Annotated in this window: 12 protein-coding genes; 8 read left to right on the top strand and 4 right to left on the bottom strand. The window is 43.1% G+C overall.

The features are described 5' to 3' along the window. Position 1: 1 nt before the first annotated feature. On the top strand, positions 2–610 hold the full coding sequence (locus ACDG22_RS10645) for a LolA-like putative outer membrane lipoprotein chaperone (protein ID WP_040312023.1): 609 nt from the start codon (positions 2–4) through the stop codon (positions 608–610). A 282-nt stretch (positions 611–892) separates the two neighbouring features. Further along, entirely contained in the window at positions 893–2,110 is a 1,218-nt protein-coding gene (locus ACDG22_RS10640; RefSeq protein WP_007566665.1) for a transposase, read from the top strand. Positions 2,111–2,204: 94 nt separating this feature from the next. On the opposite strand, the gene ltrA is transcribed toward ACDG22_RS10640, so the two are convergent. Beyond that, a complete protein-coding gene (gene ltrA / locus ACDG22_RS10635) occupies positions 2,205–3,611 on the bottom strand; it encodes a group II intron reverse transcriptase/maturase (protein WP_007567634.1) in 1,407 nt (468 codons plus the stop codon). Positions 3,612–4,191: 580 nt separating this feature from the next. On the opposite strand from ltrA, the gene trxB reads away from it, so the two are divergent. From trxB to ACDG22_RS10605, 6 genes are all read left to right on the top strand, one after another. Next, positions 4,192–5,139: a thioredoxin-disulfide reductase gene (trxB, locus tag ACDG22_RS10630; protein ID WP_007566410.1), complete on the top strand. Its 948-nt coding sequence runs from the start codon at positions 4,192–4,194 to the stop codon at positions 5,137–5,139. Positions 5,140–5,164: 25 nt separating this feature from the next. Continuing rightward, positions 5,165–7,981, top strand: a complete 2,817-nt coding sequence (locus ACDG22_RS10625) for a M16 family metallopeptidase (protein ID WP_007566408.1) — start codon at positions 5,165–5,167, stop codon at positions 7,979–7,981. A 19-nt stretch (positions 7,982–8,000) separates the two neighbouring features. Continuing rightward, the gene (locus ACDG22_RS10620) at positions 8,001–9,482 is read left to right on the top strand and encodes a DUF5687 family protein (RefSeq protein WP_007566406.1); all 1,482 of its coding nucleotides are present in this window, start codon (positions 8,001–8,003) and stop codon (positions 9,480–9,482) included. A gap of 15 nt (positions 9,483–9,497) precedes the next feature. Further along, entirely contained in the window at positions 9,498–10,199 is a 702-nt protein-coding gene (locus tag ACDG22_RS10615; RefSeq protein ID WP_007566404.1) for an ABC transporter ATP-binding protein, read from the top strand. 199 nt (positions 10,200–10,398) lie between these two features. Then, complete coding sequence (locus tag ACDG22_RS10610; protein ID WP_040311789.1) at positions 10,399–10,932, top strand: C40 family peptidase; 534 nt, start codon at positions 10,399–10,401, stop codon at positions 10,930–10,932. A gap of 10 nt (positions 10,933–10,942) precedes the next feature. After that, a complete protein-coding gene (locus tag ACDG22_RS10605; RefSeq protein WP_007566400.1) occupies positions 10,943–11,971 on the top strand; it encodes a DUF4858 domain-containing protein in 1,029 nt (342 codons plus the stop codon). A gap of 75 nt (positions 11,972–12,046) precedes the next feature. Here ACDG22_RS10605 and ACDG22_RS10600 read toward each other — a convergent pair whose 3' ends face one another. The 3 genes from ACDG22_RS10600 to ACDG22_RS10590 all read right to left on the bottom strand — a co-directional run. Then, a complete protein-coding gene (locus ACDG22_RS10600; protein ID WP_007566398.1) occupies positions 12,047–12,421 on the bottom strand; it encodes a DMT family protein in 375 nt (124 codons plus the stop codon). A gap of 137 nt (positions 12,422–12,558) precedes the next feature. After that, on the bottom strand, positions 12,559–12,768 hold the full coding sequence (locus ACDG22_RS10595) for a hypothetical protein (RefSeq protein ID WP_178269916.1): 210 nt from the start codon (positions 12,766–12,768) through the stop codon (positions 12,559–12,561). 80 nt (positions 12,769–12,848) lie between these two features. Beyond that, a partial coding sequence (locus ACDG22_RS10590; protein WP_370858883.1) for an ATP-binding protein occupies positions 12,849–13,601 on the bottom strand: 753 nt, incomplete at its 5' end.

Below are 13,601 nucleotides of genomic sequence, written 5' to 3'. Positions count from 1 at the left end.
AATGAAACGATTTACCTTTTTTATACTGATGCTTGCAGCAACCGTACACACTGTGTTCGGACAACGTGAAGCTAAAGCTCAGGCCATATTGGACAAGACAGCAGCAGCCTACCAAAAAGCAGGAGGCATAGCCATCACTTTTGGAGGGACACAGCAAGGAACGCTATTATTGAAAGAATCTTGTTTCTACCTTGATTGTGCCGGCATAAAAAGCTGGTTCGATGGAAAAACACAGTGGAGCTATGCACAGCAAAACGATGAAGTAACACTGTCAACTCCCAGTCCTGAAGAAATACAAAGTGTCAATCCATATGCATTGATCACTTCATACAAAACAAAGTTCAATTACCGTTATATTGGCTCAAAAAACCGTAACGGAAAGCAAGGACAGGAAGTTCTTCTCACTCCACGTCAGACTGGAGATATCAAATCGATTACTCTCACAGTTTCGGCAGCGTACGAACCTTTGTATATCGGCCTCAGTCTCTCCAATGGAGAAACTCAGGAGTTTAATATTACCTCATATCAAACAAACCGTAATTTGAGTATCTCCGACTTCCGTTTCGACAAGAAAAAATATCCAAATGCAGAAGTCATCGACCTGCGATAAACATTCACACTAGCAATCGAGTAGGAGGTAAACATTAATCATAGGTGTTTATCTCCCAATACTTCGGTAAATTTTTACCGAAAGATTAAAAGTTAAACAACAGAACCGGCAAAAGCTGGTTCGGAAACACTAAAGAGGTCATTGAAATGTTGTCAAAAACGAATGGTTAAGCATGAAGAAATGTGCTGAAAAAAGAGAGCTAACCTGCTGATAATAAAGGAGGAAAGTATTGCATAATTCGTTATTTCTTAGTAAATTAGAAGTCTCTGAACTCTTCTGATTATGACTAAAGAAACACTCCTTATGCAATACCAATCCGAGTGCCTGTCGGCTCTCAAATCAGTAGCGAATATACACAAACCTTTTGAAAAAGCATTCATGGACACCATGAAATTATTCATGGCCATCCCGGATCGTATAAATTTCCTTCAATTGGGCAGATATGGCTGTTTCTCAGAACAGACTTATCGCAACCTTTTTGAGCATGAAACTTTCGACTGGTTTGCGTTCAACGGATCTATCATCAGCAAGTATCTCACAGGCAAAAGAAAAGCCATCGCCATCGATCCTTCCTATATTCCCAAATCAGGCAAGAAGACACCTTGGATAGGTTACTTCTGGTCCGGTTGTGCAGGAGAATACAAGCGTGGACTGGAAATCATGGGCATCGGTGTCATTGACATCGACAACCATGAATGCATGACTTTAGGTTCCATTCAGACGCCGGATTGTAAGACCTTGGATAATATGGACAAGAACCTTGTTGACTGGTACAGCTGCTATCTTATCAGCAGAAAAGACAAGCTGCAAAGCATATCCAAAACGGTGGTTGCAGACGCATTCTTTTCCAAGGAAACTTTCGTAACACCTATGTGTGAGAACGATTTCCATGTCATCAGCCGCTTTCGGAATGACGTAATCCTGTACTATCCGACATTGGAACAGAAAACAGGAAAACGTGGCCATCCCAAGTGGTTTGACGGCAGGATTGACTTTGCCAATCTGGATTTGACCCGGTGCAAGGAATACGAGGTGAACAAGGGAAAGCTATACGGATTGAGGGTATATGCAAAAGCTCTCAAAAGGTATGTTTCCTTAGCCATCTGGTATCCGATGGACGGGAGGACAGACAAGTGGCAGCTTTACTTCTCTACAGACGATTCCATGGATGGACGTGAGGTGCTGGATTATTACAGAACCAGGTTCCAACTGGAATTTTGCTTTAGAGATGGCAAGCAGCATGCAGGAATCACCAGCTGCCAGTCTACCGACTTCAGGAAATTGGATTTTCACTTCAATGCATCGCTTGCTGCTGTCAACTTGGCCAAAGCGGCATGTAAGAGGCTCGGAATAACCTATTCCATATCCTCCTGCAAGTCTTTCATACACAATGCTTATATGCTTGAACGATTTATTTGCGTGTTTGGGATTAGCCCAGACCCGCAAGTTATTGACAAACTTTTCAAAGAACTCATTTTATTTACTGCCAGAGCCGCTTAGGCTTGGCGAATTTTTAACGAACTATTGTATCTCCTATTTTCATGTTCACCGACCTCTCACACCACCGTACGTGCCGTTCGGCATACGGCGGTTCCTATTTTGGGTACCATTCGAGATACGAGCCCATTAAGGTAGGATATCCTGCTTTTCGCAGGCTATCATTATTTATCGCCACTTTCAATATAGGACTGTCAGCGATACGCCAATAACCTTTGCGAGTGTTACCCCATTCACATGCCTTATATTTTTCTATACCGCATTTAATGAGGTTCCCCACCTTGGTCTTGGGTTTCTTCCAAGCTTTCCATATACACATACGTATTCTACGTCTTAACCACTCATCTGTGTCAAGAAGAAAGCGTTTCATATCGGCAAGGTGATAGTATCCAATCCACCCACGTATGTAATCTTTCAGCTTCTGTTTCCTCTTGACGTATCCCCATCCATTGCTACGATTAGTCAGCTCTTTGAGGCTCAATTTCATCTTTGCTTTGGATTTAGGGTGTACTGTAAGGCGATATTTGCCTTTCATTACATAAAAGGAATAACCGAGATACTTCACTCCTCGAACATACGATACTACAGTCTTTTCCTTGTTGACTTTAAGATATAGAGTTCCCTCTATAAATCGGGTTATGGACTCTTTGACTCTTCTTGCTGCCCTTTTGGACTTACAGAATATCATCGAGTCATCGGCATACCGCACAAAAGGAAGTCCTCTGCGTTCGAGTTCCTTGTCCAGCTCATTGAGCATAATATTACTTAACAATGGACTTAGTGGTCCTCCTTGGGGAGTTCCTTCCTCGCTCACTTCGAACAGACCTTTGTTCATTACACCGCTTCGGAGATATTTGTGTATCAGACTGACAACTCTGCCGTCTTTAATAGTACGGCTGAGAATTTCTATGAGTTTGCTATGGTTCACGGTATCGAAGAAGCGTTCAAGGTCAAGGTCTACAACGTACGTGTAGCCTGTATTGATTATCTCTTGGGCTCCTCTCACCGCGTCATGACAACCTCTTCTCGGACGGAAGCCATAACTTCTCCTGGAGAATTGTTTCTCATATATAGGACTCAGAACTTGGTTAATGGCTTGTTGCACCAAACGGTCTACCACAGTGGGGATTCCTAATAGACGCATCTTGCCATTGTCCTTGGGGATTTCTACCCTTTTGACGGGGTTCGGACGGTAAGAACCGTCCATCAAGGAACGGATGAGCGCATCTTTGTTGGCTAATAGCCATAAAAACAATTGTTCACATGACATATTGTCGATACCGCCACAGCCCTTGTTTCCAATCACTGCCTTATAGGATCGGTTTAGGTTCGCAGGACTCAGGATTTGCTCGAAAAGGTGTTCCTTGTCGAATGGTACTTCCACGATGTTGTCTTCACATATCCACATGAAAGTCTGCACTCCCTCATACCATTCGGTTTCCGACCTATCTCTTTGAGGGCAGTCATTAACTTCGGATAATGTTTTCTGCATTCGTTCTTTCATTAGGTATGTTTCAATTACTATCGTTTAATTATTAGGTTCAGTCCTTCGCAAACCTATCGGCTCGTTTGCTACTATGACTTCTGCTGACTTCTCACGGCAAGCTTTACTCCGCTGATTTCGATTTTTTTCTATTTTCATGCGTCCGTGAGACCTCCTCGGATAAGGGTATTAACTTTCAATCTTATGTCTGCTTCATCTACATTAACCGTTCCGAATAGCTATAGGGCTTTGGTTTGGGTAGCAACCTTACCCACGGTTTTTATGCCTTATATGAAGTTTCTGTTCGTCAGACCAGATGTTTGCCGCCAGCTTCTTTCAGATTCCACCTCACGATGGACACCCTTGCTATTGGCTGTATGATTCCCGCTATTAGGGCTCATTGGGGACTTGCACCCGTTAGCTAATACTCATGCCGAGCATACTACCAAAAGCCCCGTCCGATCATTTCTGACGGGGCTTTTTGCATAAAATTTCCTCTTTTATAAGCCAGATTGATTATATAATAGCATTATGTACAAAAAAAAGAAGTATATTTGCTCAATTAAAATGAATATATAATTTTTAATTTACCAAACTTAATATGACAACAGAACATGTAAAATGCCTGATCATCGGATCAGGGCCAGCCGGATATACTGCGGCTATTTACACAAGTCGTGCCAATTTATCACCAGTTCTTTATGAGGGAATACAGCCAGGTGGACAGTTGACAATCACTACTGAAGTGGAAAACTTCCCCGGCTATCCGGAAGGAGTAACTGGTCCGGTTTTAATGGATGACTTGCGTAAGCAGGCAGAACGTTTCGGCGCTGATATCCGTAACGGTATAGTAACAAAGGCCGACTTAAGCCAGGCTCCTTACCATTTCATCATCGATGATGAAAAAGAAATAACAGCTGATACTGTTATCATTTCGACCGGAGCAACAGCCAAGTACCTTGGTCTGGAAGATGAAAAGAAATATGCTGGCATGGGTGTTAGCGCATGTGCTACTTGCGACGGATTCTTCTACCGTAAAAAAGTCGTTGCCGTAGTAGGTGGTGGCGATACAGCTTGCGAAGAAGCCATTTATCTGGCAGGCCTCGCCAGACAAGTATACCTGGTAGTCCGCAAACCATTCTTACGTGCCTCAAAGATTATGCAGGAACGCGTACTGAACCACCCAAACATTAAAGTTTTATTTGAGCATAACGCTGTCGGCCTTTACGGAACAGATGGTGTAGAAGGTATGCACGTAGTAAAACGCTTGGGAGAAGCTGATGAAGAACGTTACGATGTAGCTATCGACGGATTCTTCCTTGCTATCGGACATCAGCCTAATTCAGCAATCTTCAAGCCATGGGTACAGACTGACGAAACAGGATATATCATAACAGAAGGCAATACTCCACGGACAGGAATCCCAGGTGTATTCGCTGCAGGCGACGTAGCCGACCCTCACTACCGTCAGGCAATTACAGCTGCCGGAAGTGGATGTAAAGCTGCTATTGAAGCAGAACGTTACCTTTCGGCCAACGGATTACTCTAAAAACAAATCACTAAACTATATTATAATGAGAAGTTTTATCAGAAAAACATTCGCCGCTATCATCTTGATAGGAGGAGCAGCCAGCGTCTGCGCACAGCAGATGCCCCCTCTCCCAACCGATCCGAATGTGCGTATCGGCAAGCTGGATAACGGACTGACTTATTACATTCGTCACAATGCACTTCCAGAGAAACAAGCCGACTTCTACATTGCACAAAAAGTAGGCTCTATTCTTGAAGAAGACAACCAGCGCGGTTTGGCACATTTTCTGGAACATATGTGTTTCAACGGAACAACAAACTTTCCGGGAAACAGCCTACGCGAATATCTCGAATCCATCGGAGTAAAATTCGGTGCGAACCTGAATGCCTATACTGCTATCGACGAAACAGTATACAATATAGCCAATGTTCCTGTTATTCGTGACGGTATCATCGATTCATGTCTGCTAATCCTGCACGACTGGGCAGACGACCTGACACTCGATCCTAAAGAAATTGACAAGGAACGTGGAGTCATACACGAAGAATGGCGTACACGTACAGGAGCTATGATGCGTATGTACGATACCATCTTCCCAAAAATGTTTGCAGGAAGCAAATATGCGTACCGCCTTCCTATCGGTTCAATGGATATTATAGACAATTTCCCGTATAAGGATTTGCGCGACTACTACGAAAAATGGTATCGTCCAGATTTGCAGGGTGTAATTGTAGTGGGTGATATCGACGTAGACCAGATTGAAGCCAAAATCAAGAAAATATTTGGTCCTATCAAGATGCCAAAAGACGCAGCCGAACGTAAATATTTCCCTGTGCCCGACAATAAGGAACCTATCATAGCCATTGCAAAGGATAAGGAACAGCAGGTAAACCAAGTATATGTTTACCACAAGCACGATCCATTCCCTGAAGACTTGAAGAACACAGTCGGTTATTTGATTTACAACTATATGACCAGTGCAGTATCAAACATGCTGAACACTCGTCTTCAAGAACTTACCCAAACCGCAACTCCTCCTTTTATCAATGCCGGAGTAGAAGATAACGACTTCGTCCTTGCTAAGACCAAAAAAGCATTTATGGGAGTTGCTATCTGCAAAGAGGGAGGTATAGAAACTGGTCTTGCTGCTTTAATGCGTGAAATAGAACGTGCACGTCAGTTTGGATTTACAGAAGGAGAATATACCCGAATGAAAGCAGACTATTTGCGCGCACTGGAAAACGTATATAACGAACGCAGTAAAATGAAAAGCGAACAGTTTGTCAGCCAATACGTATCCAACTTCATCAATGGAGATCCAATTCCAAGCATAGAAGACGAATACGCACTTATGACACAAATTGTTCCCAATATACCATTGGACAACGTAAACCAGCTGCTGAAATCATTGGTTACAGACAGTAATACAGTAGTCAGCCTGTTCTGCCCGGACAAACCAGGAGTAAAACTTCCTACAGAAGCCGATATCAAGAAAGTGCTTACTGATGTAAAAGCAGAAAAGCTGGAAGCATATGTCGACAAGGTTTCAAATGAACCTCTGATGAAAGAAACTCCTAAAGGAGGCAAAGTCATAAAAACAGAAAAAGGACCTTTCGAATCGACCATTCTTACTCTGAACAACGGTGTACGTGTTATCCTGAAGTCTACAAACTTCAAGGCAGACGAAATCAGAATGTCTTCATTCAGCCGCGGAGGAACATCTTTGTTCGATGAAAGAGATGCTCTCCAGTTCAAGCAAATCAATGAAGTTGCAGGTTTAGGTGGTTTGGGCAACTTCAGCATTGTCGACCTGCAGAAAGTTCTGTCGGGTAAGGTTGCATCAGCCTCAGCATCTGTAAACACACTGAGCGAAGCCGTTTCAGGAAAATGCTCTCCTAAAGATCTGGAAACTATGTTGCAGCTGACTTACCTCAGCTTTACAGCTCCACGTATGGATGCAGCAGCATTCGAATCATACAAGAGTCGTTTGAAAGCACAGCTTGCCAATATGGAAGTTAATCCGAACATTGCCCTGAGCGATTCTTTAAGAAAAGAATTGTATGGTGATAATCCTCGTGTTCTTCGTATCAAAGCTGATATGGTAGACCAGACCGATTACCAGAAAATTATGGATATGTACAAAGACCGCTTCAAGGATGCCAGCGACTTTACATTCATTTTCGTAGGTAATATCGATCAGGCAACAGCAACTCCTCTTATTGAGCAATATCTGGGTTCTCTTCCTTCAATCAACCGCAAGGAAGACTTCCGTGATGTAAATCTGGACATCCGTAAGGGTGAGCACAAGAACGTATTCCACAGAGAATTACAGACTCAGAAAGCTACTGTATGTATCATCAGAAGCGGTGAATGCGAATACACATTAAAGAACCAGCTGATGATGAGCATGCTTTCTCAATTGCTTACAATGGAATATACAGAAACCGTACGTGAGGACGAAGGAGCATCTTATGGTGTAGGTGTATCAGGCGATATCAGCCTATATCCGAAAGTAGAAGCCACTTTGCAGATTTCATTCGATACTAATCCGGAAAAGCGTGCTAAGATGAGCAGCTTGATAGACAAAGGTATTAATGATTTTATTGCCAATGGTCCGAAAGCAGAAAATCTGCAAAAGGTTAAAGAATACATGCTGAAGAACTACGAAGCTAACCAGAAAGAAAACGGTTACTGGATGAACATCCTGTATAGCTATTTCTGGGAAAATTCAGATATGGCAACCGGATATGCTGATACAGTAAACGGTATCACAGCAGCCGATCTCCAGCACTTTGCAAAAGATTTCTTCTCACAAAACAACCGCATCGAAGTAAGCATGACTTCAGGCGACACAAAGTAATAACTTAAACCTGAAGATTATGCTCTTCCTGGAAATACGCAGAAACCGGAAACTCGCCGCCAGGCGAAGCCCGATGTTCGAAAAGAACCGTTTTGCCAAGGTTTTCATGTATTGCGGAATAGCATTTTGGGCAGCATACCTTCTTTTTATAGGGGTAATGCTGCCCTTTGCTTTTCAAGAAAGTTTTCCCGGCATGGAACCTTACCACATCCTCAATCAGGGATTAGTCATCATTCTGGCTATTGACTTTCTGATACGCTTTATGCTTCCTTCTTCCATACAAGAAATCAAGCCATATCTCTTGCTGCCTGTTCCCAAAAGGAAAGTCATATTCACTTTTCTTCTGGATAAACTTTGGCATCCGTTTAATTTCTTCTGGCTATTCCTTTTTATCCCTTTCGCCCTGATTACCATTACACGCTTTTATGGGATAACGGGAGTTATTGGATATGCGGTAGGTATCTGGCTGCTGATGGTAATGAACGGTTACTGGAGCACACTGATATGTACATTAAAACGAGAAAAATTTATCTATTTTCTCGGAAGTATACTCTTTTACGGAATACTGGCCTTACTGGAATTCTTGCCGGAAACAGGCTGGATAAGTACACTCACCATGAATTGGGGAGAAGGTTTCATACTTTGGAATCCGTTGTCTTTCGGTGGAGCAATTATACTTATCTGCCTGCTCCTATTCATCAATTACATTGTGCAGCTACATTTTCTTTATAAAGAGCTGTCACATACAGAAGATACCAAGATCAAGCATATCAGCAGCTATAAGTTTCTCGACCGCTACGGAAATGTTGGAGAATATATGCGTCTGGAGCTGAAAATGTTTTTCCGCAATAAAGCCCCCCGCAGCCAGTTCTGGGGATTTATCTTCATCATGTGCATGTTTGCGATAGCACTTGCCAGCGACGTTTATGGCGACAGCTACATGAACAATTTCATTTGTCTGTATTGCTATTGCATATTAGGACTGATGACACTGAACCGCATCATGACGTTCGAAGGAAACTATATCGACGGATTGATGGTGCGGAAAGAGAGCCTTTACAATATGCTCCGCGCCAAATATTACCTGCAATGTATCTTTCTGGTCATCCCTTTCCTGTTCAGCCTTATCCCGGTCTGCATGGGTACAATTCCTCTGCTTATGTCAATAGCTTATCTATGTTTTACAATGGGAACCATATTTGCCATGATGATGCAAATGGCAGTCTACAACAACAAGACTGCACCTCTCAACACTAATACCATAGGTAAGCAGCAAGGCAACAACATGTACCAGTCGCTTATCGTGATATGTGCTTTCAGTCTTCCGTTGCTGATAAACAAAACTCTCACCCTATTCCTCGACGAAACAACCGCCTACATAATACTTATCATATTAGGATTGTCGGGCTTTGTCACACACCGTTACTGGATACACAATATCTATGTCCGGCTGATGAAACGGAAATACCAGAACATGGAAGGATTCAGAAACACCCGTTAATACGAAAACAAAACCATGGATATAACAATAGACCAACTTAAAAAAGTATATGGTACAAAAGTGGCACTCGATATAGACCACTATACCATCCGTCATGGAGAAATAATAGGACTTGTCGGAAACAACGGTGCAGGCAAAACCACCCTGTTCCGTCTCATGCTCGATCTGCTGAAAGCAGACAACGGCTTTGTCCGGATAGGAGAAACAGAAGTCAGCAGCAGTGAAGCCTGGAAAGAAACAACAGGAGCTTATCTGGATGAAAGCTTTCTGATAGACTACCTTACTCCCGAAGAATATTTCTATTTCGTAGGACGCATGTGCAACCTCAACCGCCAGACAGTGGACGAACGTCTGGCAGTCTACGAACGTTTCATGAACGATGAAATACTGGGACAGAAAAAACTGATCCGCAATCTGTCAGCCGGTAACAAGCAAAAAATCGGAATTCTAGCCGCACTGCTCAACCAGCCGGAACTGATTATTCTGGACGAACCATTCAATTTTCTCGATCCCAGTTCACAGTCGGCATTGAAACAACTCCTGGTAGCCTATAACCAGTCAACCGGAGCAACCATTCTTGTATCCAGCCATAACCTGAATCATACAACAGACATCAGCACCCGCATAGCTCTGCTGGAACACGGTAAGCTGATACGTGACTTAGATAACAGCGACGGCAGCGCAGGAAATGAACTGGAAACCTATTTCGCCGTATAAAAACCTATTTCGCGGCATAAATTCAAAAGCGCAACAAGGCAACCTCTCCCCAACGCCTGTTGCGCTTTTATCATTAAATCCCGTTAAAATAACTACCGGCAACCTTTTAAATAAATAAAAAATAACAGTACAGTTATTCCAAAACCACCCCATTTACTCCGATTATTGTATATTTGTCCAAATGTCAATAAACAAATACATGCACCAAACCAGATACACCATACGTCTTATCTGCTTAATCGGCCTATTGGGCACCCTCCTTTTCTCCTCATGCGGAACACGTGCCCCACGTTACGATTACCGCGAGCTGGCACAAGCCGCTATCCGACTTGACATGGACATAGCCATGGAAGACAATCACCGTCTGTATATAGAATCTTCCCGCTGGATAGGAGTTCCCTACCGTACTGGAGGAAATACCATGAGAGGAGTGGACTGTTCGGGGCTGACATACAACATTTACAAGAAAGTCTACCACAAGCATCTGAAACGCAACTCCGACGACCAGCGAAAAGAGAACTGCCGGAAGGTAAGCAAAGGCAAGCTTCAGGAAGGCGACCTTGTATTCTTTCATAACGGAAAGAACAAACGTACAGCCACCCATGTAGGCATCTATCTGAAAGATAACCGTTTCATCCATGCCAGTACCAGCCGGGGTGTCATCGTCAGCCGTCTGGACGAGCCCTATTACCGCAGAGTATGGATGCAAGGCGGACGAGTGAAAGGTTTATAAAGCAATAGTTATGCCATCTGCCAGACACATAGCAACATATTTGGGATTACTGTTTCTCACGGTCGAAGCTGTTCCTCTCGCTGCACAGACAGAAAAAGAGGAAGAAGAAATCAAACTGAACGAAGACGTTATCAAAATGATACAGTTCGACTTCGCCCCCAAAGAAAACCCATACAAACCTTTAAACTCTTCGTTAGACAAGAAATGGATGCAGTTTAAAGAAGATCTTTCCATGCCACGCAGCATGATAGACTCTACCCGAGTAAAAAAAATAAAAGGATACATCCGTGCCGAACCTTACACCATCTGGACTAAGTTCGGGGAAAATCCCGTATACGATGTTATGCCCACCATCGAAAAAAAATGGACCATACAGTGGAAACTGAATCCTTTCCGCCAATACCGTGGAGAATATGGCAGAGAAATAAAACCAGTTCCGGGAGAAACCTACCTGTACGTAACTTCTCCCGCAGGTCCCGGTGCCAGCATATCTCTCGATTTCGACAAGTTACTGTTCGAGAGCCTGACCAAACGTGGACGTGCCATTAAGCATAACCGCACCCATGCTACGGCATGGAAAAAATATGCCAGTTACATTCCCACCAAGCAAGACCATGCCGGCCTTGAAAAATATATCACAAGACAAACAGAGAAAACGTCAACTGACAGCATACAGTCTGGCAATGACGAACCCATTCTTTTGTACGACGATTATATCTATCCAGACAATGATTCTCTGAAACTGGAAGCTCCCGAACTGACTCCAGCCTTTCAGCCAGTACCGCTGTTACCTATCTACTCGGCTCAGCCCGATTCCGTAAAACAGCAAACAGCAGAGAAAAAGAAAGAAAAGCAGGAGAAAAAAACAAAAGCCAAGGCTTCACAACCCGAAGCTATCCCCGACTACCAGCGTTACATCAGGCAACGCGCAGCCGAAGACTCCATCCGCCGGCATGAATTTCTAAGAAGAGACAAGAGTAACCGTAATGCATACGATGTAGAGATTCAAACGCGGCGTCTGCGTGAGCAACAGAATTAAAACCCCAAGTAGTAAAAAACAAAAAGGCGCGCCATAAACTCAGTCATGACGCACCTTGACAATCAAAGGAAAATATTATTTCTTAAATACAAAATACACGGCCAATATCAGACATACAAAAGCTGCCAGATGATTCCATTTCAGCTCCATTTTAAAGGCAATCATAGAAAAAATAGTAAATACTGCAAGCGTTATTACCTCCTGAATCACCTTCAGCTGCATGATATCAAACGGACCGCCACTGTCTTTAAATCCCAAACGATTGGCAGGAACCTGCAAACAATATTCAAAAAAAGCAATCGCCCAGCTGAAAGCGATTACTCCAATCAGCGGCAATGCAGCAAACCAGCTAAACTCTTCACGCATTTTCAAGTGTCCATACCATGCAAATGTCATGAAGACATTCGAAAACACCAGCAATACAATCGAATATATTCCTTGTGAAACCATTTTTTAAAGCATTTTTAAAATCGGCTGCAAAGATAATCTTTCCCAATGAAAAATAATGAAATTTCAGCAGGATATTTATTTCTATTCATTTCCTGGTCACGCTTAGCGAATATCCATCCGTATAAGCGTAACCTTCATTATCTGTAATTATTATTTCTTATATCGAGCGTAACATCCATATATGTCCGCTTCCCCTCAATATAATCGGCATACAAAGTTTCAGCATCCTTTCCCTTCAAGACACGACACTTGCCACACGATTCACAATCGTGCAAACACTTCCATGCATCAATCACAAACACCCGTCGTTCTTCTTTGGTAGATTCTTCAATTTTGGGAGGTATCATAACTTATATCTTTTATTTTTAACGGCTGCCATAAAGCATAGGTGCAAATATATCATTTTTATCCAAACAAAGCCGACAGGTCAATGCTGAAATCCAATCCTCTGCCGGGTTGAAGTACCAATACGCTCATTGCGACAAAGCTCAGCAAGCAACAGGAGATCGATCGTATCCTGTCCCGACAAAATAGCATTTACCATATATTTACGACTAATATTTTCTATTTCACCACCCGACAAATCAAACTGAGAAGCAAGCGTACAAGCATCCCTTTCTGTCAGAGCAGGAAACATGGCCTGCCAGATCTGAGCACGAGCTTCCACCGTCGGACGATTAAACTCTACCTTATATAAGAAACGCCGTTCGAAAGCCTTGTCAAGATTTGTTGTAAGGTTAGTCGTAGCAATCATTATACCCTCCAATGCTTCCATTTCCTGAAGAATAATATTCTGTATAGAGTTCTCCATCTTATCTACCGCCCTGGTAGCCCCTTCCATCCGGACACCAAGAATAGCATCCGCCTCGTTGAAAAGCAAAATCGGAGCTAAAGACGTACTCTTACAGATATTACGATATTTGTCAAAAACTTTTTTCATATTCTGTTCACTCTCACCTACCCAGCAGCTCTTGATTTTATCAACATCCACCCGCAGAATATCACGCCCCGTTGCACGCGCCACCTGATACACTGTTTCCGTCTTTCCCGTACCAGGCGAACCATAAAAAAGACAACAGAACCCGGCCCTCATCCCTACATTCCGCAAACGGGACTGCACTTCACTGAAACGTTCTGCCGAAAGTATGGATGAAAGCTCCATAACCTGCTTTTTCTCAGA

It is taken from the genome of Phocaeicola coprocola, assembly GCF_041333015.1.
Classification (GTDB): domain Bacteria; phylum Bacteroidota; class Bacteroidia; order Bacteroidales; family Bacteroidaceae; genus Phocaeicola; species Phocaeicola coprocola.
Note: the sequence above shows the minus strand (reverse complement) of the source record. Positions and strands in the feature narration are given on the sequence as shown.